The organism is Fluviibacterium sp. S390 (genome assembly GCF_049800695.1).
Classification (GTDB): domain Bacteria; phylum Pseudomonadota; class Alphaproteobacteria; order Rhodobacterales; family Rhodobacteraceae; genus Meridianimarinicoccus.
Map to the genome: position 1 here is coordinate 141,812 of NZ_JBNAFN010000004.1, position 22,223 is coordinate 164,034.

The following is a 22,223-nucleotide window of genomic DNA, read 5'->3' on the forward strand; positions in this document are numbered from 1 at the left end:
CTAGCTTTTCGCCGTGATTGCTGCTTACCTTGGCGCGACACCTATGGATGGGATCTGATGCATCGGACAGCGACCGACAGCGGGCCAATGCGGACTGGGGCGTCTGACACAACCAGGCTGGCCTTTGCGACCCACGGTCTGACCAAGGTCTATGGCGAAGGCCGCGCGGCGGTGCATGCCCTGCGCGGCGTCGATCTGGAAATTCCGCAGGGCGAGATCGTGGTGCTGTTGGGCCCTTCAGGGTCGGGAAAATCCACGCTGCTGAACATCATCGGCGGGCTGGACCGGGCCACGGACGGAACTGCGTATTTCCGTGACCAGAACCTGTCCGAGATGAGCGATGCGGCCCTGACCCGCTATCGCCGCGAACACGTGGGCTTCGTGTTTCAGTTCTACAACCTGATGCCCAGCCTGACCGCCCATGAAAACGTCGAGCTTGTGACCGAGATCGCCGCAGATCCGATGGACCCGGACGAGGCGCTGCGGCTGGTCGGGCTGGACAAGCGCAGCGATCATTTTCCGGCGCAACTGTCGGGGGGCGAGCAACAGCGCGTCGCCATCGCCCGCGCCATCGCCAAGCAGCCCGAGGTTCTGTTCTGTGACGAGCCGACCGGCGCGCTGGACAGCGAAACCGGCCGCGCGGTGTTGCAGGTGTTGCACGACGTGAACGCACGGCTTGGCTCCACCGTCTTGATGGTGACCCATAATGCCAGCACGGCGGCCATGGCCGACCGGGTCATCCATTTTTCCGACGGCAGCATCCGCGAGGTGGTGCGCAACACCGTCAAGCTGCCTCCGTCCGAGATCGTCTGGTGAGCCCGCTGGATCACAAGCTGTTGCGCGACCTGTGGCGCATCAAGGGGCAGGCCACGGCCATCGGCGCGGTGATCGCCATGGGCGTGATGATGCTGGTGATGATGACCGGGCTGACGGCCTCGCTGACCGAAACCCGCAATGCGTACTATGAACGTTACCGGCTGGCCGATGTCTTTGCGCCGGTCAGCCGTGCGCCGGAACACCTGGGCGATCGTCTGGCCGAGATCCCCGGCGTGTCGGCGGTGCAGACGCGGGTGCAGGGGCGGGCGCTGATCGATCTGCCGGGCGAGGTGCTGCCGGTGCAGGCGCAGGCGGTGTCGCTGCCCGAGCATCGCCGGCCGGCGCTGAACGATGTCTACCTGACCGATGGCCGGTTGCCGGCACCGGGACGGCCCGACGAGATCGTGCTGCTGCAAAGTTTCGCCGCGGCCCATGATCTGCGCCCCGGCGATCATCTGCGCGCCACCATGAACGGCGCCCGCCGCAGCTTTGACATCGTCGGTTTGGCGCAGAGTCCCGAATTCTTGTACACCACCGCGCCGGGGGAACTGGTGCCCGATGATGCCCGATTCGGCGTGATCTGGATGGGGCGGCGGGGGCTGGCCGCGGCCTATGATATGGACGGCGCTTTCAACGAGGCGCTTCTGGGGCTGGCGCGGGGCGCCAGTGACGACGCGGTGATCGCGGCGGCGGATCGTCTGCTGAAGTCCTATGGCGGGCTGGGCGCCTATCCGCTGGCCGACCAGACCTCGAACCGGTTTGCCTCCGAGGAGATCGCGGGTCTGGAGGCGTCCTCGACCTCGGTGCCGCCCATCTTTCTGGCGGTGGCGGCCTTCCTTCTTTACATCGTCGTCAGCCGGATCGTGCAGGCCGAGCGCGGCCAGATCGGTCTGATGAAGGCCTTCGGCTATTCCAACGGCGAGGTCGGGCTGCACTATTTCAAACTGATCCTTGCCATCGCTTCGGGCGGGGCGCTGGCGGGATGCCTGTTCGGCATTGGCGCGGGGCGGGCGATGATCGGGCTCTATTCCGACTATTTCAAGTTTCCCTTTCTGGTCTTCCAACTGGATCCGGCCGCCTTCGTCATCGGGGTGGTGGTCAGCATCCTTGCGGCCTCGGGCGGCGGGCTGATGGTGTTGCGGCGGGTCTTTGCCCTGACCCCGGCCGAGGCCATGCGCCCCCCGGCACCACCGGACTTCAGCCGCACCGGGCAGGTGGGTCGGGCGTTGGGCCGGATTCTGGATCAGCCGTCGCGCATGGTGCTGCGCCGGATCACCCGGCAATTCGGACGCATGGCCGGGGCCACCATCGGCATCGCTGCGGGCATGGCGCTGTCGGTGTCGATGATCACCATCATGGCCGGGTTCAACCGCACCATCGACCTGACCTTCTCGGTCACCGACCGCAGCGATGTGACGGTCACCTTCACCCATCCGGTCAGCGACAAGACCCTGCTGGAACTGGCGCGTCTGCCCGGTGTCGAAAGGGTCGAACCCCTGCGCCATGTCGGCGCCGTGTTGCGCAACGGGCTGATCACCTATCGCGGCGGGCTGATCGGCCTGCCGGAAATGGCCGAGCTGTACCGCGCGCTGGACAGGGATCAGGCCCCGATCGAGCCGCCCGATCACGGCGTGGTCCTGTCGCGTGCGCTGGCCGATGTGCTGAACATCGCGCCCGGCGATACCCTGCGGGTCGAGGTGCGCGAGGGTCGGCAGCCGGTGCTGGATCTGCCGGTGTCGGGCGTGGCCGAGACCCTGCTGGGCGCACCCGCCTACATGAACATGGCCGCGCTGAACCGGGCGCTTGGCGAGCCCGGACGGGTGTCGGGCGCCTATCTGGCCATCGACGAGAACTCCGAGACCGCGATCTATGCCGCACTGAAGGATTTGCCAACGGTTGTCGGGGTCAGTCTGAAGTCGCAGGCCCGCGATGCGCTGCTGGCGCAGATGAACACCGGCGCGGGCAGTATCCGCTATGTCATGGGTTCCATCGCCTTCGTCATCACCTTCGGCATCGTCTACAACGCCGCCCGCATTGCCCTGGCCGAGCGCGCGCGCGATCTGGCCTCGCTGCGGGTGATCGGCTTCAGCAAGGGCGAGGCGGCCTTTGTCCTGCTGGGGGAACTGGCCGTCGTGACGGTGATGGCCCTGCCGTTGGGGGCGGTGATGGGGTATTACCTGTCCTTCGGGATCGCGCAGGGCTTTTCCAACGATCTGTACCAGATCCCGGCGGTCTTCGATCCCGCCAGCTATGGTCAGGCGATGATCGTAGTGCTGCTGGCCGCCGTGGTCTCGGGCGGGCTGGTAAAACGCGATCTGGACCGCGCCGATCTGATCGAGGCGCTGAAAACACGGGAGTAGACAATGGCGAGGGCAAGAAAGAGATCGCGGCTGGTGCTGACGCTGATCACCGGCCTTCTGATCGCCGGGGCGCTGGCGGCGGCCTTCTGGCCCCGACCGGTGATGGTCGATCTCGACGAGGTGACGCGCGGGCCGATGATGGTGACCATCGACGAAGAGGGCCGCACCCGCGTGGCCGAGGCCTATATCGTCTCGACCCCGGTGGCGGGCCGGTTGCAGCGGGTGGAGGTGGACCCCGGCGATCCGGTGATCCGGGGCGAAACCGTGGTGGCGCATATGCTGCCCACCAACCCGGCGGCCCTGGACGTGCGCACCCGCGAACAGGCGCTGGCGGCGGTCCAGGCCGCCGAAGCCGCGCTGCGGGTTGCGCGCGCCGATCTGAACGCCGCCATCGCCAACCGCGATCTGGCCGAGGCCGATCTGCGCCGCGCCGAAACCCTGGCCGACCGTCAGCACACAAGCCCGGCGACGCTGGACCGGGTCCAGCAGGGGTATCGCGTGGCCGAAGCCCAGGTCGAAACCGCCGAGGCCGCGATCTCGATGCGCGAAGCCAATCTGGCCAATTCACGGGCGCAACTGATCGGCTTTGACGATCAGGGGCTGGCCTCGGCCATCGGCAATCCGCGCAGCGACGACATTCCGCTTCATGCGCCCACCGACGGGCGCATCCTGCGCATCATGCAGCAAAGCGAAACCACGCTGCCCGCCGGCGCGCCGATCATGGAAATCGGCGATATCGAGGGTGCACTGGAGGTGGTGGTCGATCTGATCTCGTCGGATGCGGTGCAGGTCGAGATCGGCAATCAGGTCATCATCGAGGATTGGGGCGGCCCCACCGCCCTGCATGGCAAGGTCATCCGCATCGACCCGCTGGCCGTCACCAAGTTTTCCGCACTGGGGGTCGAGGAACAGCGCGTCCCGGTGACCGTCGACCTGTCCGGCCCGGCGGAGGAGCGCAAGGCGCTGGGACACGGCTATCGGGTGGTAGCGCGGATCGTGGTCTGGAAACAGGAAGACGCCCTGCGTGTACCCTCAAGCGCGCTGTTTCGCAGCGGCGGCGACTGGGCGGTGTTTCGGGCGCAGGAGGGCAAGGCCCGCGTGACCCCGGTCGAGATTGGCCGCAACAACGGCGTTCAGGCCGAAGTGCTGGCCGGGCTCGAGGCCGGGGATCTGGTCATCCTCTACCCCTCGACTGCGGTCACGGATGGTGCCGCCATTGCCCGCAGGGTGGTCAATTGACCTTGGTCCGGGGTTGCCGATCCGCCCAGTCTTCGTCACTGGTAAACCATCGTCTCTGCCCGCGCCGCTTGGACAGCAAGGAGCACAAATGGTTTCGATCCTGCTAATTTTTCACTTCTGTATCGTTGTCGCCTTTACCATCCGGATCCTGCTGCGCGACGACCTGTTCCCGCCGGCGCGACTGGCGTGGTTCGTGGTGCTGATCATGGTGCCGTATTTCGGCAGCGTCATCTATTTCCTGTTCGGCGAGATCGACATCGGGCATGAGGCCGACAAGCGGCACAATCGGATCTTCCACCAGATCCGGGCCAGGGCCGCCGATATGATGGGCTCGCCCCAAACATCCGACACGCTGATTGACCCGAAGTACCGCCCGGCCTTCCGCTATGCCGCTTCGATCAACGGGTTCAACCCGGTTGACGGCAACCGGGCCAGGCTGATGGCCGATGCGGCCGACACCAATGCCAGCCTGATTGCCGATATCGATGCCGCGACCGAGCAGGTGCATGTGCTCTACTACATCTGGCTGACCGACAAGACCGGTACCGAGGTCGCCGAGGCGCTGATCCGCGCCGCAGGCCGGGGCGTGACCTGCCGGGCAATGGCCGACGGGCTGGGGTCGCGCGTGATGATCAAGTCAAAGCTGTGGGCGCGCATGAAGGAAGCCGGCGTCCAGATCGCCGTGGCCCTGCCGTTGAACAATCTGCCGCGCACCCTGCTGACCAGCCGTGTCGATCTGCGCAACCATCGCAAGATCACCGTGATCGACGGCCGGATCACCTATTGCGGCAGCCGCAACTCGGCCGATCCCGAGTTTCAGGTGAAGGCGAAATACGCGCCGTGGGTCGATATCATGCTGCGATTCGAAGGCCCGATCGTGACCCAGAACGAACTTCTGTTTCTCAGCGACTGGATCGCCGCGACCAACGAGCCGCTGGACCGTTTCTCGCTGAAACCCAACGACGGGGCGGAGGGCTTTCCGGCGCAGGTCATCGGTGATGGTCCGACCGAGCGTCGGGGCGCAACCCCGCAGATGTTTTCCAGCCTGATCGCCTGCGCGCAGGACACGCTGACCCTGTCCACGCCCTATTTCGTGCCCGACGCCACCGTGCTGGAGGCGCTGTGCGCCGCGGCCCATCGCGGGGTGAAGGTGACGCTGATCTTTCCCCGACGCAATGACAGCTGGATCGTCGCCGCCGCCAGCCGCAGCTACTATCGCAAGCTTCTGACGGCGGGGTGCAGGATTTTCGAATACGAGGGCGGGCTGTTGCATGCCAAGACCCTGACGATGGATGGTCTGGTGACGCTGATCGGGTCGTCCAACCTTGATCTGCGCAGCTTCGACCTGAACTATGAAAACAACATCCTGCTGCAAGATGCGGGTGTCACGCAGGCCGTCTGCGACCGCCAGGCCAGCTATGTGGCTCGATCCGAGGCGGTGCATCTGGAGCATGTGCACGCCTGGCCTGTCCACATGCGGATCTGGAACAACGCCATCGCCACCATCGGACCGGTGCTGTGATCGACGGGGGATGACCGGGGGAGGGGATGTTCCGGATCACCGGTGTCCCCTCTGATGGCTGTTTTTCCTGCGCCCAAGCCCCCGAAAGTCGGGGCGGCGTGCACCTGGATCCGGTCAATCCGGCGCCTGAATGCTCAAAAATGAACAGTTGCCCGGCAATTGTTGCGCAGTCTCTCGTTGTCCAATTATCTGCACGCAATGGGGGAGAAGGCTGCATGATACAAGGACTGCATCGCGCGCGACCGCTGCTTGACGAACAGGGCGTGGTGCTGGAGTCCGTTCTGCAACCCGAGATTTCGGCAAGTTGGCAGCGTTGTCTTGAGCAGGGCCTCGACCCGCGCGGGGACTCGCCCGATTGCGTTCTGACGTATGAGAAATTCCACCTGCACAAGCAACGCGCCGAACGGCCCCTGATGCTGGCCCGGCCCGAGATGGAGCTTCTGGCCAGCCAGATCGCCGGGCATGACTACCTGATCGCCTTCGGCGACACCGATGGCGTGGTGCTGGACGTGCTGACCGACAGCCAGGCCGACGGCACGCCGATGGCCCGCAGCATCATTCCCGGATCGGTGTGGAACGAGGAACTGCGCGGCACCAATGCCCTGGGTCTGGTGGCCAAGCGCGCCAAGCGCCTGACCGTGTCGGGGCCGGAGCATTTCTTCGCCGCCAACGCCACCATTTCCTGTATCGCCGCGCCGGTCTTTCGCAGCGACGGCAGCCTGGCGGGCGTGCTGGATGTGACCTCTCCGATGTCGGATCGGGAGCGGCACACAGCGACCCTTGTGGGGCTGGCGGCGCTGAACATCTCGAACCGGCTGTTCGTGGAAGATCACCGCAACGAGTTGATCCTGTACTGCCACCCGCGCGAGGAATACCTGACCACCCAGAGCGCCGGCCTGCTGGCCTTCGACCGCGATGGGCGCATGACCGGTGCCACCGCCATGGCGCGCGACATTCTACCCGATATTGCGGGACTCAGATCTCGGCATTTCAGCGATGTCTTTCAGGATGGCTATGCCCGGACCCTGGACAGCATCCAATCCGGTGATACCGCTCAATTGCGCGATCGGCGCGGCTCCAGCGTTTTTGTCCGGATCCGGCTGACCCGCGGTCCGGTCATGGGACTGCGCGCACCCGGGCCGCAGCTGACACTGGGCCTGCCTGCGCTTCAGATCGACCGGTCGGACACGCCTGTACCCGCCGAGGCGCAGATCACGGGCGATGACTATATGAATAAACAGATCGCGCTTTGCGCCGAAGTCGCCGAGGCCGGATTGCCGGTGCGGATTTGCGGGCGCTCGGGCAGTGGGCTCAGCCAGACCGCGCGGGCTGTTCATGCGCACCTGCGCGGCAAGGATCGCTGCATCGAGATCGATTGCGTCATCGCCAAGGAAAGCCATCTGGATTTCTCGTTGCGCGGGCAGGTCGTGGGCGGCGCCGGGCCAGCCTTCGGGCCGCTTCTGGAAACGCGGGGCAATGTGACCCTGATCCTCGACGGGATCGAGGCCCTGGGCGACCGTGCCCTGCCGGTGACCAAGCGGCTTCTGGGGCAGCTGGATCAGGTCTCGCGCGACAACCGCGCGCCGGGAAGCTGGACCCTTCTGGTGATCGAACGCTGTTCGCAGGTTGACGCCTGCTTGCAGGACAGCAGCGCCGAGGCTTTCGACGATTTCTGGGGCCACAGCTTTTGCGTGCCGCCGCTGAGCGCGCGCATGGATCTGGGCGCGGTCTCGCAAACCATCCTGTCTGAATTCGCCCCCGCCGCGCGGCTTGACGAAGACGCCCTGCCGGTGATGCGCCAGTTGGGCGATCACCTGACCTTCTATTCTTTGCGCCGATTGCTGTTCCAACTGTCGCGTCGCGAGGCCACCGGCCTGATCGGCGCCGACCGCGTGCGTGAATTGCTGCCCTGGCTGGCCGGACAAGACCCGGTCTGCGAGGCCTGCCTTGGCCATTCCACCCGCGAAGCGAACTGCCGCCGCATCCGCAAGACCATGCGCGAATGCGATGGCAACGTCAGCCTAGCGGCCCGCCGTCTGGGCGTGTCGCGCAACACCGTCTACAAACACGCGGGCCCGGCGAAATGACCCGCCGCGATCCCGCCTTCCGCATCACCGGACCCCCGCCCGGCTGACGCTTTCGATCCCTGACCACTGCCCACGACCGCCCGAACATCGCTTCGGGCGCCCGATCCCGGCTGCCCAGCGGTTGCCGGTCACGACCGAGACTTCACGTCAACAGGAGGAAAACCGTGAAAACACTTCTTACCACGCTCGCCACCACCACGCTGCTTGCCGGTGGAGCCTTTGCGCAAGGCGCCGATGTGCCCGACAATCTTGAAAAGCTCTCGGGCTTCAAGACCACCGGCACAACCGAGTTCACCTTCATCGACCAGACCGGCCCTTTCGCGGACGGTATCAAGAAGACCCTTGAAAACATCGTGCTGCCCGATGGCTTCAAGATCGAGCTTTACGCGGTGGTGCCGGATGCGCGCCATATCGCCGTGGGCACCCAGGGCGTTGTCACCTTCGTCGGCACCCGCAAGGACAAGGTCTGGTCGGTGACCGACCGCAACAAGGATCGCGTCGCCGACGAGGTCAAGGATTTTGCCCCGTCGCTGACTTTCTCGATCCCCAACGGTCCGTGCATGTCGAAAGACGGCTTCCTGTACATCGCCGAACAGAACCGCGTGCTGCTGTTCCCGGCGGCCGAGTTCTTCTACGAAAGCCCCGACGTGGCGGCCTTCAACCTGGTGGCCAAGGGGGACCTGATCCCGGCCGAGGAGGAAAGCTACAACCACACCGCGCGGGTCTGCAAGATCGGCCCGGACAACAAGATCTACATCTCGCTGGGACAGCCGTTCAACGTGGCACCGCCCGAGAAGCTGGAAGTCAACACCGAGTTCGGCATCGGTGGCATGATCCGGATGAACCTGGATGGGTCCGAGCGCGAGGTCTACACCTACGGTATCCGCAACTCGGTCGGGCATGACTTCCATCCGGAAACCGGCGAGCTGTGGTTTACCGACAACCAGGTCGACGGCATGGGCGACGACATCCCGCCAGGCGAGATCAACCGTCAGACCGCCGCCGGTCAGCACTTCGGCCACCCGTGGTTCGGCGGCGGCACCGTGCGCACAAACGAGTATGACGACGACGAAGTTCCGGTCGAGGTGGTGCACCCGGCGGTGGAAACCGTGGCCCATGCCGCGGATCTGGGCATGATGTTCTACACCGGCAAGATGTTCCCCGAGAAGTACAAGAACGCCATCTTCTCGGCCCAGCACGGGTCGTGGAACCGCACCACGCCGGTCGGCGCGCGGGTCATGGTGACCTTCATCGATGACGAGGGCAACGCCACCATCGAACCCTTCGCCGAAGGCTGGATCGACGAGAACGAGGAATACCTCGGGCGTCCGGTGGATGTGGCCATGCTGCGTGACGGCTCGCTGCTGGTGTCGGACGACCTGGCCGGTGCGCTGTATCGCATCTCCTACGAGGGGTCCGAATGAAGACCGCAACACTCTTGATCCTGGGCGGAGTTTTCTCCGCCCAGGTCGCCCTGGCCGAGACCGCGGGCGACCGGGAAAACGGGCGGACCGTGGCGCGCCAGTGCAAGACCTGTCACGGCATCGACGGGGTGGCCAAGCTGCCCATCGCGCCCAACATCGGCGGCGAGTCCCAGGGATATCTGGTGCGCCAACTGACCGCCTTCCGCGATGGCGACCGCTATCACGAGATGATGTCGGTGGTGGCCTCGGGGCTGGACGATCAGTCGATTGCCGATGTGTCTGCTTGGTACGCCGGGCACACCGCCAGCGCCGGTCTGATGCAGGGGGTTGATGCCGGGGGCGCGCCCGAGGCCTGTGTCAGCTGTCACGGGGTCAACGGTCTGGCACAGATCGAAGACGCGCCCAACCTTGCCGGGGAAACCGTGATGTACATCGACACGCAGCTGAAGGCGTTTCGCACCGGCAAGCGGCATCATGACATCATGTCCGCCGTTGCGGCGGAAATGAGCGACGCCGACATTCGTGCCGCTGCCGAGTGGTACGCGCAGACATTCTTCACAGTTGAGCCCAACGAGTGAACACGCGCCGGGGCAGGCCGGCTATCCGTTCAAGGTCTTTGGCATCCGGATCGGGCCGCCCCGTACGGGCGGGCCGTCTTTTTCGTCTATCGCGATGATCCTCCGTACACTGGTCTTTTGCGGGCGTGCCGCCTAGCATTGCGCCAAAGCCCGCCCGCAATGACGGTGGCTTGGGTCGACGCAGCGCGTCGTGGTGATTTCGCGGTATCGAGGGGGAGGGGCGACATGACGGACCGGTCATCGCCATTGCAACTGTTCTCCAACCAGACGTTCCGGATGCTCTGGATCGCGTCACTGGCGTCGAACTTCGGCGGGCTGGTGCAGGCGGTCGGGGCGGCGTGGATGATGACCTCGCTGACCTCGTCAGAGAGCATGGTTGCTCTGGTTCAGGCCTCGGTCACGCTACCGATCATGGCGTTTTCCTTGTTGGCAGGGGTGTTTGCCGACAATTTCGACCGCCGCCGCGTGATGCTGATCGCCCAAAGCTTCATGTTCGTGGTGTCGATCGTGCTGACGGTGATGGCCTATCAGGGAATGCTGACGCCGTGGCTGCTGTTGTCCTTCACCTTCCTGATCGGCTGCGGCACGGCGTTGCACAACCCGTCGTGGCAGGCCTCGATGGGCGATATCGTCGGCCGCGAGGAACTGCCCTCGGCGGTGTCGCTGAACAGCATGGGTTTCAACCTGATGCGCAGCGTCGGACCGGCGGCGGGCGGGGCGATCATCGCGCTGGCCGGGGCGGCGGCCGCCTTTGCCGTCAATGCCTTCAGCTATATCGCGATCATCCTGGCGCTCAGCCGCTGGCGCGCGCCGGTGCGCGATACCCGTCTGCCACGGGAACCCATGGGCTCGGCCTTTCTGGCAGGACTGCGCTATGTTGGAATGTCGCCGAACCTGCTGCGCGTCATCCTGCGCGGGTTCCTGTTCGGCCTGTCCGGTATTGCCCTGCTGGCTTTGCTGCCGGTGGTTGTGCGAGAGATCTTGCAGGGCAAGGCGTTTCTTTACGGCGTGATGCTGGGCTGTTTCGGGATGGGCGCCGTGGGCGGCGCGTTGATGAACAAGCGCCTGCGCGAAATGTTCCGCAACGAGCTTCTGGCCCGTGGTGCCTTTACCGGCTTCGGCCTTGGTTGCCTTGTGCTGGGTCTCAGCCCCTGGGTTCTGCTCAGCGGGGCTGCGCTGCTGCTGGCCGGGGCCTGCTGGGTGCTGGCCATGTCGATGTTCAACGTGACCATCCAGCTTTCGACGCCACGATGGGTCGTGGGCCGGGCGCTGGCCCTGTACCAGACCGGCGCTTTCGGCGGCATGGCCGCGGGCAGTTGGCTGTGGGGCGAGGTGGCGGAACGCGCTGGCCCGTCGGGCGCCCTGACCACCGCCGCGGTACTGCTGTTTTGCAGTGCGCTGGTCGGCATCCGCCTGCCCCTGCCCAACATCGAAGGGCTGAACCTTGATCCGCTGAACCGCTTTCGCGAACCCGCGCTGCAACTGGATCTGAACTATCGCAGCGGGCCGGTGATGGTGATGGTCGACTACATCATCGATCAGGCCGATGTGCCCGAGTTCCTGACGGTGATGAGCCGCCGCCGCCGCATCCGCATCCGCGACGGTGCGCAGAACTGGGCCATGCTGCGCGATCTGGAACAACCCACCCATTGGAGCGAGAGCTACCACGTGCCCACATGGGGCGAATACGTGCGCCACAACGAACGCCGCACCCAAGCCGATGCCGAGGTGGCCGACCGCCTGCGCGCCCTGCATCGCGGCCCCAAACCCGTTGTGCATCGCATGATCGAGCGTCAGACCGTGCCGCTGCATGACGACATGCCGCTGAAGAAGACGCCGCCCGTGGAAAGCTGACCTTCGCAATTCGGCCAGTGCCGCGTAGGAGGCAAAGGTCGGGGTGTCCGCTTGACGGGTTGTCTAACAAATTTGTAGATATTGTTAGTCAAGTGGTGGCAAGCGAACGTCATGAATCTTACTTCGGCAAGCAAGCTATTGGACGGGCAGACGCCCGCCAAAGACCGGCTGGAAAGCCAGGTCTATCGCCAACTGCTCGACAAGATCCGATTTGGCACCTTTGCCATGGGCGCGCGGCTGCCAAGCGAGGCAGATCTGTGCAACGAATACGGTGTTTCACGCCCTGTTGTGCGCGCAGCTTTGTCCAAACTCCGGGATTCAGGCCTGATCGTGTCCCGGCAGGGGGCGGGATCCTTCGTCAGCAGCGGTGCGCCCGCTGAACACCGGGGCTTTGAGCCGCTGCACAGCATCAATGACATCGCGTGCTTCTTTCAGTTCCGCCGGACCATCGAGGCCGCTTCGGTCGAGATGGCGGCGGAAGATGCTTCGGCCGAGGGTGTCGCGATCTTGCGCCAGATGATTGCCGAGACCGAGGATCTGTTGGGCAAGGGAGAAGCTGGTGCCGCTGAAGATATCCGGTTTCATACAAGAATTGCCGAGTTGTCAGACAGCCGGTTTCTGATCGAGACCATGGACATGCTGCGGTCGCACTGGTTGTTTGTTGGCAATTTTGTCGCCAGTCTTGGCCTCACAGGCGCGCGCACCGGCCAGCGCATGATCGAGGAACACACCGCCATCGTCGATGCGATCGAGGCTGGCGATGCCAACCGCGCCCGCAGCGCGATGGTGAAACATATCCACGGGTCCGAGCGGCGCGTGTTCAAAGGGGGATAGGATGCCAGTCATCGAATGCGTCAGCGAGGTCCGCGCCAGTCTGGGCGAGGGCGCGGTCTGGGATGACCGCGCCAATGTGCTGTGGTGGGTCGATATCCCGCGCGGCCATGTCCACAGCCTCGACCCGGTGTCCGGTGCCGAAACCCATCACGAGGTGGGCGAACCGGTGGGATGCCTTGCGGTGCGCGAAGCAGGCGGGTTGCTTCTGGCCACAAGGTCCGGATTCTGGTTCTACGACCCGGAGACCGGCGACAAGACCCCGATTAGCGATCCGGAGGCCGACCGGCCGATGAACCGGTTCAACGATGGAACCACCGATGCGCAGGGGCGGTTCTGGGCCGGCACCATGCGGGACGGCGGTTCCGACACGCCGGACGGGGCTTTCTATCGCCTTGATCCCGACCTGACTGTCACCCTTTGGCGGGACAACATCTATACCACCAACGGGCTGGCGTTTTCGCCCGACGGCAAGCGGATGTATTTCTCGGACAGCTATCCCGCCGTGCGCACGATCTGGGCCTGCGACTATGACACCGAAACCGGAACACCCGGCACGCCCGAGGTGTTTTTCGACACCAACGCGGTGGCGGGGCGACCCGATGGCGGCACGGTGGATGCCGAGGGCTGTTATTGGCAGGCCGGTGTCAGCGGCTGGCAGGTGTACCGTCTTTCGCCCGAGGGCGAGGTTCTGATGACCATCGACATGCCGGTCGAGAAACCGACCAAACCGATGTTCGGCGGTCCCGATCTGGATATCCTGTTCGTGACCTCGCTGGCCGGCGGCCTGACCGAGGGCAGCCACCAGCCCGATGCCGGGCGCCTGTTCGCGATCACCGGGTTGGGTGTGCGCGGTGTCCCGCAAACGCGCTTTGCAGGCTAGAGGGTCATGGAGATCACCGGTCTGCACAGCATCCTGCCGCGCATACGCCCTTGGGACCGTCGTCATGGGGGCAACTCTTCGGCGGGCGCAAACGCTTTGGCCATGGGTTACCCACACCCCGCTGCGGGGATCACCTGCTGCTGCCAATCCCTGACACATTGAAAAACACTCGATCGAGGCCAGAATGCTGAAAAAACTCCTGATTACCGGCGCCAACGGCCAGCTTGGCGCGGAATGCCGGGCACGGCTGAAACCCTTTGCCGAAACCATCCGTCTGGGGGCCCGCCACGGGCTGGGCGATGCCGCGCCACACGAGGAAATCGTGTACTGCGACCTTGGCGACAAAGCCGCCGTCGAAGCCATGGTAGAGGGCTGCGATGGCATCGTGCACATGGGTGGCCAGGCCATCGAGGCGCCGTGGGACACCATCCGCAATGCCAATATCGACGGTCTGTTCAACCTGTACGAGGGCGCGCGCAAGTCCTCGGTCAAGCCGCGCATCGTCTTTGCCAGTTCCAACCATGCCATCGGGTTTCATCGTCAGACCGAACGGCTGGATGCCAAGTCTCCGACCCGGCCCGACGGGCTGTACGGGGTGTCCAAGGTGTTCGGGGAAGGGCTGGCCTCGATGTACCATGACAAGTTCGGGATCGAGACGGCAAATGTCCGCATCGGCTCTTGCGCGCCCGAGCCTGTCAACCATCGCGCGCTGTCCACATGGCTGAGCTATGACGACCTGATCCGGTTGATCGTATGCATCTTCCAGGTGCCGCGCCTGGGATGCCCGATCATTTACGGCGCCTCGAACAACGATGCCGGGATCTGGGACAATCGCGAGGTCGGCTATATCGGCTGGCAGCCGCGCGACAATGCAGAGGCGTTTCGCGAGAAGATCGACGCGGCCATGCCACGCCCGGCGGTCGATGACGTGCTTTCGCTCTACCATGGCGGCGCTTTCTGCGCTCTCGGCATTCATGAAGATTGAAGCGCGGGGACACGCGGCATGATCACGCCAACCGAATTGCGGGACATCATCCGGTCCGGTCTGCTGTCCTTTCCGGTCACCCCGTTCGATGACGATGACCGTTTCAACGACCAGGCGTTTGCCGCGCATCTGGAGTGGCTGTCGCCCCACAAGATCGCCGGGTTAATCGTGGCAGGCGGTACCGGCGAGTTCTTCTCGCTCGCCCCGGCGGAAGTGGTCGACGTGGTGCGCACCGCCCGCGCCGCCCAGCCCGGACAGCCGGTGATTGCCGGGTGTGGCTATGGCACCAGGATGGCTTGCGATCTGGCGCGCGAGATCGAAGCCGCCGGGGGCGACGGCATCCTGTTGCTGCCGCACTACCTGATCGGCGCGCCGCAGGACGGGATCGAGGCCCATATCCGCGCGGTGTGCAACGCCACCAACATGGGGGTCATCGTCTACAATCGCGGCAGTTCGGTGGTCTCGGCCGAAACGCTGGCCCGGCTGGCCGATGATTGCGCCAACCTGATCGGGTTCAAGGATGGCACCGGCGACATCGACACCGTGAAACGCATCACCGTCGGGCTGGGTGACCGGCTGGCCTATGTGGGCGGGATGCCGACGCATGAGTTGTTCGCGCAGGCCTACCGCGGGGCAGGGGTCGATACCTATTCCTCGGCGGTGTTCAACTTCATTCCCGAAACGGCGCTGAAGTTCCACGCGGCCTTTGTCGCCGGGGATGACGCCACCTGCGAAGATCTGCTGCGCACGGTCTATTACCCGTTCGCCAAGGTGCGGGATCGCAAGACCGGCTATGCTGTGTCGGCGATCAAGGCGGGCGTGGCGCTGCGCGGCTTCGACACCGGGCCGGTGCGGTCGCCGCTGACGGACCTGAACGACGACGAACGCGAGATGCTGAGGGGCGTCATCGGGGATCTGCGCTAGTCGGCGGCCATGGCAACGGCGGTGGTGTCCGCCGGCCCCGCTACCCGCGCCTTGCGTGTCAGAGCAGCCCGCGGGCAGACAGGTTGTTCATCAGCGCCCGCAGGCCAAAGGTCCACTCCGGGCATTCGGTGGCCAGATCGACCCGGTTGCGCAGCGCGCCCAGACCGGGCGCCGAGATCGTGACCACATCGCCGATCTTGTGGGTGAACCCTTCGCCCGGCACGTCCCGATCCTCGGTGGGGGCGAACAGCGTGCCCAGAAACAGCATCAGCCCGTCGGGATACTGATGGTGCCGTCCCAGCGTCTGACCCACCAGATCGGCGGGGTCGCGGCTGATTTCCGACATGCGCGAGGTGCCGTTCAGGACATAACCTTCCGGCCCGTGCACCGTCAGGGTCAGTTCCGCCGCGCGCACATCGTCCAGCGAGAACCCCTCGTCGAACAGGCGGATCATCGGGCCGATGGCGCAAGAGGCGTTGTTGTCCTTGGCCTTGCCCAGCAGCAGGGCCGAACGGCCTTCGACGTCGCGCAGGTTCACGTCGTTGCCCAGCGTTGCACCAACGATCCGGCCCGAAGAGGCCACGGTCAGCACCACTTCCGGTTCGGGGTTGTTCCATTTCGAGATCGGATGCAGGCCGACCCGCGCGCCGCTGCCCACCGAGGACAGCACCGGCGCCTTGGTGAAAACCTCGGCGTCGGGGCCGATGCCGACCTCAAGATATTGCGACCACAGCCCTTCGGCGATCAGCGCGGATTTGACCTGCGCGGCTTCCTCGGACCCGGCCCGGATGTCGCGCAGGCTTTGGCCGATGGCGGTGCCGACGCGGGCGCGAATCTCTTCGGCGCGGGCAGGGTCGCCGGCGGCCTGTTCCTCGATCACCCGTTCGACCATCGAACTGGCGAAGGTCACGCCGCAGGCCTTAACTGCCTGCAGGTCGCAAGGCGCCAGCAGGTGCGGCACATCGGGATCTTCGGGGTTGGCGGAGAGGATCGCGGCGGCCTCGCCCAGATCCTCGCCCTCGGCGCTGCGCACATAGGCGGCGGGATCGTCCATCTCGCAGATGTCGCGCACCAGCGGCGCCTTGGCCGAGGTGATGTCGATCACCCGATCGCCGCGCACCGTCACCACGGAGGGCCCCTTGGCGTCGGGGCGCCAGATTCGGCCCAGCAGGCATCCGTCGGGCAGGGCGGGGTGTTGATCGGTCATTCCGGGCTCCTTCACATCCGGGCCGCGCCGGGGGCGACACTGGCCAGCGTCCGCGGCCCCGCCGGGGGCCGCGATCATTGCGGGAAGGGTTGGCCGGAACCGGCGGCCCCGTCAACCAGCCGATGGCACCCGTCGATCAGGTGCCGGGCGCGGGTTGGCTGGCGTCGTCGGGAAAGGCGAAGTCGGGCAAGCCGTGGAAAGCATCGCGCAGCGCACTGCCCCAGCCCGACGAAATCGTCTCGTAGTAGGGATCGTCGGCCTCGATGCGGAAGACCTCCCCGTTCTTCAGGCTGCCCGCGTGATAGACATGCACGTCCAGCGGCAGGCTGACCGAGAGATTGGCCTTGATCGTCGAATCGAAAGACAGCAGCAGCAGCTTGATGGCATCCTCGAAGCTCATGTCCGGATCATAGGCGCGCACGAGGATCGGGCGGCCGTATTTGGTTTCGCCGACCTGGAAGAAAGGCGTGTCGAAGCTGGCCTCGATGAAATTGCCCTCGGGATAGATCAGGAACAGGCGCGGTTCGCCGTCGCCCACCTGGCCGCCCAGGATCATCGTGGCGTTGAAGGCCGAATTGGCCTGCTGACCGGTCAGGGCATGGGTAGAGATGACTTCTTTCAACACGTTGCCCACAAGCGTGGCCACCTGGAACATCGACGCCGCTTCCAGAATGCCGGGTTGGCGGTCGCCGGGCTGCTTGCTGCGCTCGTCCAGCAGGCTGACCACGGCTTGCGTGGTGGCCAGGTTGCCCGCTGTCATCAGGCTGATGGACCGCTCTCCGGACACCTCCCAGGTGTGCATCTTCCGAAATGTCGAGATGTTGTCGATGCCGGAATTGGTACGGGTGTCCGACATGAACACCAGCCCCTTGTTCAGCATTAGGCCCACGCAATAGGTCATGGAACGCTCCTTTGGTCCCGACCCTATAAGCAGGCTATTGCTGAACCTGCAAGCTCACTTGCAACTGCTCGTCTCCGGCGCCGTGACGCACCCCCTGGATGGGGGCCGCATCGCCATAGTCGCGCCCTGCGGCGACCCGCACATAGCGCGCATCGGGGCAGATCTGGTTGGCCACGTCGAAGCCGATCCAGCCCAGGGATTCGGTCCAGACTTCGCACCAGGCGTGGCTGGCGTCCTGATTGACCTGGCCATCCATGAACAGGTAGCCGCTGACATAGCGTGCGGGGTAGCCCAGTTGCCGCGCCACCGCGATCATGACATGGGCCTGATCCTGGCAGACCCCGTGCCCGGCGGTCAGGGCCATTTCAGCGGTGGTTTCCGCATCGGTGTGGCCGGTTTGGTATTTCACCGCCTCTGACACGCGGGTGGCCAGTTCGTGCATGCGGGCGATGTCATCCATCTCGGCACAATCGGCGCGGATCTGCCCGGCCATCTTGCGCACGGTGTTGCCGGCCGCCGTCATCGGGGTGGGTTCTGCATACAGCCACAGCGGGGTATAGCCCGAATGCTTGCCGATCACACCGTTGCGATCCTCGACCTCGACCACCCCTTCGCTGACGATCTCGACCCGGATGGCGCCGGGGTCCAGCCGCACCAGTTCGGTCCTGTTCATGAACTGGTCATCAAAGGCGACCTGTTTTTGCCCGCCGGTGACCGTGGTCTTCCAGTCGACCACCCGCTGCCCATGCCCGTTGCGGGGGAACATCCGCAACTGCTGCAGCGCGTATTTCACCGGCTGGTCGAAGGAATAGGTCGTGGTGTGCGTGATGGCGAAGGACAGCGTGTCACCCATAGAAGCTGAAATCCTGTTCGATGTGTTTCGCCAATTGTGTGGTGTCGGCGATGAATTCCGCAAGGAATTCGTGCAATCCGTTCTGGAAGACCGACTCGATGGTGTTCTGCGACATGCGTTCGGACATGCGCTCGGCCAGGATCTGGCTCTCCTGCCGGGTGCCGTATTCCTGTTCAAGCTGTTCCAGGTAGCGCACGGTTTCGGCCGCGCAGAAGGCCAGCGACCGGGGCATGCGGCGGTCAAAGACCAGGAAATCCACGATCCCCTGCGCCGAGATATCGCCCCCGTGCAGCCAGCGATAGGATCGCTGCGCCGAGACCGAATGCAGGATCACTTCCCACTGCACATTGTCGATGCTGGAGCCAACGAAACTGGCCGAGGGCAGCAGCAGGTAGTATTTCACATCCAGAATCCGCGCCGTGTTGTCAGCCCGTTCCAGAAAGGTGCCCAGCCGCGAGAACGCGAAGATGTCGTTGCGCAGCATGGTGCCGTACAGGGCGCCGCGCACCACCGAGGTGCGATAGCGGATCGTGCTCAGCAGATCGTGCAGGTTGCGCTCGGCCACCGGGCGGGCCAGTTCCTGCTTCAGGATCATCCAGCATTCGTTGGTGGCTTCCCAGACCTCGCTGGACAGGGCGGTGCGCACCTGCCGGGCGTTGGACCGTGCCAGGTCGATGGAATTCATGACGCTGGACGGGTTGTCCTTGTCGCGCAGAAGGAAGTCGATGACACGGCTGGCGCTGAATTCGTCATGCTTCTGGTTGTAGGCGTTCAGCACCCCTGCGGTGGTGACAACGGATTGCCATTCATTCGACGCGGTAGACGACCGGTTCAGGGCCATGTGCCATCCGGCTTCAAGAAGTCGGGCGGTGTTTTCGGCGCGCTCCAGATAGCGGAACATCCAGAACAGGCCGCCTGCGGTTTTTCCCAGCATCATCGCTCAGTCCCCCAAAACCCAGGTGTCCTTGGTTCCGCCCCCTTGGGAGGAATTCACAACAAGCGATCCCTGTTTCAGCGCCACGCGGGTCAGCCCGCCCGGCGTGATGTCGATCTTGTTGGGAGAGACCAGAACGAAAGGCCGCAAATCCACGTGCCGTGGGGCCAGCCCGGATTTCGCCAGGATCGGCACCGTGGACAGGGCCAGCGTCGGCTGGGCGATGTAGTTGGCGGGCTTGGCGCGCAGCTTGGCCTCGAAGTCCGACAATTCCTTCTTGTTGGCCGCCGGACCCACCAGCATCCCGTAACCGCCCGAGCCGTGCACTTCCTTGACCACCAGCTCGCTGAGGTGCTCCAGCACATAGGCCAGGCTGTCCGCTTCGGAGCAGCGCCACGTCGGCACGTTCTTCAGGATCGCCTGCTCGCCGGTGTAGAACTCGATGATATCGGGCATGTAGGAATAAAGCGCCTTGTCGTCGGCAATCCCGGTGCCCGGTGCATTCGCCAGCGTGATGTTCCCGGCGCGATAGACATCCATGATCCCCGGCACGCCCAGCAGGCTTTCGGGGTTGAAGTTCAGCGGATCCAGATAGGCATCGTCGACCCGGCGATAGATCACGTCCACGGGCTGAAACCCCTGCGTGGTGCGCATGGCGATGCGGCCGTCCACGACGCTCAGGTCGGTGCTTTCGACCAGCTCCGCCCCCATCTGATCGGCCAGGAAGGCATGTTCGAAATAGGCAGAGTTGTGGATACCCGGCGTCAGCACCGCCACCACCGGCTTGCGGTTGGGCGAGTTTTCGGGGGCGCAGTTGGACAGCGACCGGCGCAGCAGGCGCGGATAGGCGCTGACCGGGCGGATCTTCATCCGGGTGAACAACTCGGGGAACATCTGCAGCATCGTTTCCCGGTTTTCCAGCATGTAGGAGACGCCGGACGGGGTGCGAACGTTGTCCTCCAGAACGAAGAAATCATCCTCGCCGGTGCGCACCAAGTCGATGCCGGCGATGTGGGAATAGACGCCGCCGGGCGGGTTCACCCCCATCATCTCGGGCAGGAAGGCCGCGTTTCGGGCAATCAGTTCGGCGGGGATGCGGCCAGCGCGCAGGATCTCCTGCCGATGATAAATGTCGTGCAGGAAGGCGTTGATGGCGCGGACGCGCTGGTCGATGCCGCGCTCCAGCCGCGCCCATTCGCGGGACGAGATGATGCGCGGCACGATGTCGAAAGGGATCAGCCGCTCGTCGGCCTCATCCTGTCCGTAGACGTTGAAGGTAATGCCGATCTTGCGAAAGAAGGCTTCGGCCTCGGCCGATTTCAACCGCAGCCGTTTCAGATCTTCCTTGCTGAACCAGTCATAGTAATCGCTGTAGGGATCCCGGACCTGGTCCTGCGAGATCAGCATTTCGTCGAAGCAGGGCGGTGTTGTTGTCATTTTTTTACACGCCAGTTGGGGTCAACCATTGACACGATAGTTTCACCATCCGTCAGGCGGCGTATAGGGGGGGAAGCGATCAAAGTTTGAGCATTCAGGAAATCCGATGCCTGCGAGGCCTTTGGAAACAGAGACGAATTTGGGCCTGGCAGCCGGAAGGTTTCCCTGGATCAGGTGCAAGAATCAGGCCGCAAAAAATGCGCCAGATCATCTGAGAAACATCCTGTAACCAGTTGATAAATAGATATATATAAAATGAAGTTGGTGGGCGTGCCGTCACTGTGACCCCGGCATTGTCAGGCCACACTATCCTGCTTGCCAAGACCGTCCCGCATGGCGTCGAAGCCGCCGCGGCTCAAGCCCCGGACGCCGTCGATTTTTTTTGCGATCGGGCCAGGAACAGCAGCAGCGCGCCCAAGCCACCGGCGGCAAACATGATGGCCTGCCAGACCAGCCCGGCGGCCACGATGCCCGCGGGATCGGCGCCGAACGGGGCAAGGATCGCCGCCAGCACGCCCTCGCGCAGGCCCAGCCCGTTCAGGGCCACCGGCAGCACGGCGATGATCTTGGCTAGCGGCCAGGCGAACAGCCAAGGCCCCACGCCCACATCCGCACCGGCCGCCGTGGCCAGCCAAAAGGCCAGAAGAACAAGCGCGGTCTGCACCGCCAGCGAGGCCGAGAGCACCAGTGCCAGAAGACCGGGCTGGCGCAGCAGATCGCCCAGCGACGCCACGGTCTTGCGCGCAAACCCCTGTCCCGGCAGGCGCGGCACCAGCCGCCACAGGTGATCCACCAGCCAGGGCAGCAGCAGCAGGCCGATGAATACCGCGCTTACAAACAGGGCGGCCACCAGCAGCAGGCCCGGATCGCCGCCGCCCTCAGCGGCCAGCATCAGCCCGACGACGGAAATGGTCAGCAGCGATACCATGTCGATCAGCCGATCCGCCGCCGCCACGGCCACGACCCGCGCGCCGTCGCGTGCCGACGATTGTGCGATGGCCGCGCGCACCGCGTCGCCGCCAATGGCACCGGGCAGACACAGGTTCGCCGCCAGTCCCGAGAAATGCGCGCGAATGGCCACGGTCGCCGGGATGATCCGGCCCAGAAGGCACCACCATTTCAGGGCCGCGCCCACATGGGCAAGCAGGAACAGGAGCAGCACCTGCACGAACACCCCGGCGGGCAGGGCCTTCAGCGCATCGAAGATGGCGTCGTCGGGCAGCAGCCAGAACAGGATGGTCAGGGCAATGGCCGAGCCGGCAATCCGCACAAGCCAGGATTTGGTGGTTTTCGACATCGCCATAATACACGACCCTTGAAGGCAAGACACACGCGGCACGCAACGGCCCGGAAAAACAGCAACCGCACGAAATGGCGCGTCGCGATGA

18 protein-coding genes are annotated in these 22,223 nt (G+C 64.6%); 12 read left to right on the top strand and 6 right to left on the bottom strand.

The window, feature by feature from the left end; genetic code table 11:
* Nucleotides 1–87: 87 nt before the first annotated feature.
* The 12 genes from ACP15K_RS04930 to ACP15K_RS04985 all read left to right on the top strand — a co-directional run bounded on the left by ACP15K_RS04930 (nucleotide 88) and on the right by ACP15K_RS04985 (nucleotide 15,503).
* Complete coding sequence (locus tag ACP15K_RS04930; RefSeq protein ID WP_424990001.1) at nucleotides 88–816, top strand: ABC transporter ATP-binding protein; 729 nt, start codon at nucleotides 88–90, stop codon at nucleotides 814–816.
* Nucleotides 813–3,176: an FtsX-like permease family protein gene (locus ACP15K_RS04935; RefSeq protein ID WP_424989964.1), complete on the top strand. Its 2,364-nt coding sequence runs from the start codon at nucleotides 813–815 to the stop codon at nucleotides 3,174–3,176. The genes ACP15K_RS04930 and ACP15K_RS04935 overlap by 4 nt, the downstream gene beginning before the upstream one ends.
* Before the next feature lie 3 nt (nucleotides 3,177–3,179).
* The gene (locus ACP15K_RS04940; protein ID WP_193141436.1) at nucleotides 3,180–4,415 is read left to right on the top strand and encodes an efflux RND transporter periplasmic adaptor subunit; all 1,236 of its coding nucleotides are present in this window, start codon (nucleotides 3,180–3,182) and stop codon (nucleotides 4,413–4,415) included.
* 88 nt (nucleotides 4,416–4,503) lie between these two features.
* Nucleotides 4,504–5,937, top strand: a complete 1,434-nt coding sequence (gene cls, locus ACP15K_RS04945) for a cardiolipin synthase (protein ID WP_424989965.1) — start codon at nucleotides 4,504–4,506, stop codon at nucleotides 5,935–5,937.
* Nucleotides 5,938–6,152: 215 nt separating this feature from the next.
* Nucleotides 6,153–8,024, top strand: coding sequence for a sigma-54-dependent Fis family transcriptional regulator (locus ACP15K_RS04950; RefSeq protein WP_424989966.1), 1,872 nt, complete (start codon nucleotides 6,153–6,155; stop codon nucleotides 8,022–8,024).
* A gap of 164 nt (nucleotides 8,025–8,188) precedes the next feature.
* Entirely contained in the window at nucleotides 8,189–9,448 is a 1,260-nt protein-coding gene (locus tag ACP15K_RS04955; protein WP_193141433.1) for a PQQ-dependent sugar dehydrogenase, read from the top strand.
* Nucleotides 9,445–10,026 carry a c-type cytochrome gene (locus ACP15K_RS04960; RefSeq protein WP_424989967.1) on the top strand — a complete coding sequence of 194 codons (582 nt, stop codon included), beginning with the start codon at nucleotides 9,445–9,447 and terminating at the stop codon, nucleotides 10,024–10,026. Before ACP15K_RS04955 ends, ACP15K_RS04960 begins: the two co-directional genes overlap by 4 nt.
* A 225-nt stretch (nucleotides 10,027–10,251) precedes the next feature.
* Nucleotides 10,252–11,880, top strand: coding sequence for an MFS transporter (locus tag ACP15K_RS04965; protein WP_193141431.1), 1,629 nt, complete (start codon nucleotides 10,252–10,254; stop codon nucleotides 11,878–11,880).
* A gap of 111 nt (nucleotides 11,881–11,991) precedes the next feature.
* Nucleotides 11,992–12,714: a FadR/GntR family transcriptional regulator gene (locus ACP15K_RS04970; RefSeq protein WP_424989968.1), complete on the top strand. Its 723-nt coding sequence runs from the start codon at nucleotides 11,992–11,994 to the stop codon at nucleotides 12,712–12,714.
* 1 nt (nucleotide 12,715) lies between these two features.
* On the top strand, nucleotides 12,716–13,594 hold the full coding sequence (locus ACP15K_RS04975; protein ID WP_424989969.1) for an SMP-30/gluconolactonase/LRE family protein: 879 nt from the start codon (nucleotides 12,716–12,718) through the stop codon (nucleotides 13,592–13,594).
* Nucleotides 13,595–13,778: 184 nt separating this feature from the next.
* Nucleotides 13,779–14,579, top strand: a complete 801-nt coding sequence (locus ACP15K_RS04980) for an NAD-dependent epimerase/dehydratase family protein (protein ID WP_226925815.1) — start codon at nucleotides 13,779–13,781, stop codon at nucleotides 14,577–14,579.
* 21 nt (nucleotides 14,580–14,600) lie between these two features.
* The gene (locus ACP15K_RS04985) at nucleotides 14,601–15,503 is read left to right on the top strand and encodes a 5-dehydro-4-deoxyglucarate dehydratase (RefSeq protein WP_319022462.1); all 903 of its coding nucleotides are present in this window, start codon (nucleotides 14,601–14,603) and stop codon (nucleotides 15,501–15,503) included.
* A 58-nt stretch (nucleotides 15,504–15,561) separates the two neighbouring features.
* Here the strand turns inward: ACP15K_RS04985 and ACP15K_RS04990 are convergent, their stop codons facing one another.
* The 6 genes from ACP15K_RS04990 to ACP15K_RS05015 all read right to left on the bottom strand — a co-directional run bounded on the left by ACP15K_RS04990 (nucleotide 15,562) and on the right by ACP15K_RS05015 (nucleotide 22,138).
* Nucleotides 15,562–16,710, bottom strand: a complete 1,149-nt coding sequence (locus ACP15K_RS04990; protein WP_424989970.1) for a fumarylacetoacetate hydrolase family protein — start codon at nucleotides 16,708–16,710, stop codon at nucleotides 15,562–15,564.
* A 136-nt stretch (nucleotides 16,711–16,846) separates the two neighbouring features.
* Nucleotides 16,847–17,611, bottom strand: a complete 765-nt coding sequence (locus tag ACP15K_RS04995; protein ID WP_193141426.1) for a proteasome-type protease — start codon at nucleotides 17,609–17,611, stop codon at nucleotides 16,847–16,849.
* 34 nt (nucleotides 17,612–17,645) lie between these two features.
* Nucleotides 17,646–18,464 (bottom strand): transglutaminase family protein, encoded by an 819-nt coding sequence (locus tag ACP15K_RS05000; RefSeq protein ID WP_226925814.1) that lies wholly within the window; start codon nucleotides 18,462–18,464, stop codon nucleotides 17,646–17,648.
* Nucleotides 18,457–19,398 carry an alpha-E domain-containing protein gene (locus ACP15K_RS05005; protein WP_193141556.1) on the bottom strand — a complete coding sequence of 314 codons (942 nt, stop codon included), beginning with the start codon at nucleotides 19,396–19,398 and terminating at the stop codon, nucleotides 18,457–18,459. Before ACP15K_RS05005 ends, ACP15K_RS05000 begins: the two co-directional genes overlap by 8 nt.
* A 6-nt stretch (nucleotides 19,399–19,404) precedes the next feature.
* Nucleotides 19,405–20,835, bottom strand: coding sequence for a circularly permuted type 2 ATP-grasp protein (locus tag ACP15K_RS05010; protein ID WP_226925813.1), 1,431 nt, complete (start codon nucleotides 20,833–20,835; stop codon nucleotides 19,405–19,407).
* Nucleotides 20,836–21,190: 355 nt separating this feature from the next.
* Nucleotides 21,191–22,138 carry a lysylphosphatidylglycerol synthase transmembrane domain-containing protein gene (locus ACP15K_RS05015; RefSeq protein WP_193141425.1) on the bottom strand — a complete coding sequence of 316 codons (948 nt, stop codon included), beginning with the start codon at nucleotides 22,136–22,138 and terminating at the stop codon, nucleotides 21,191–21,193.
* Nucleotides 22,139–22,223: the final 85 nt, after the last annotated feature.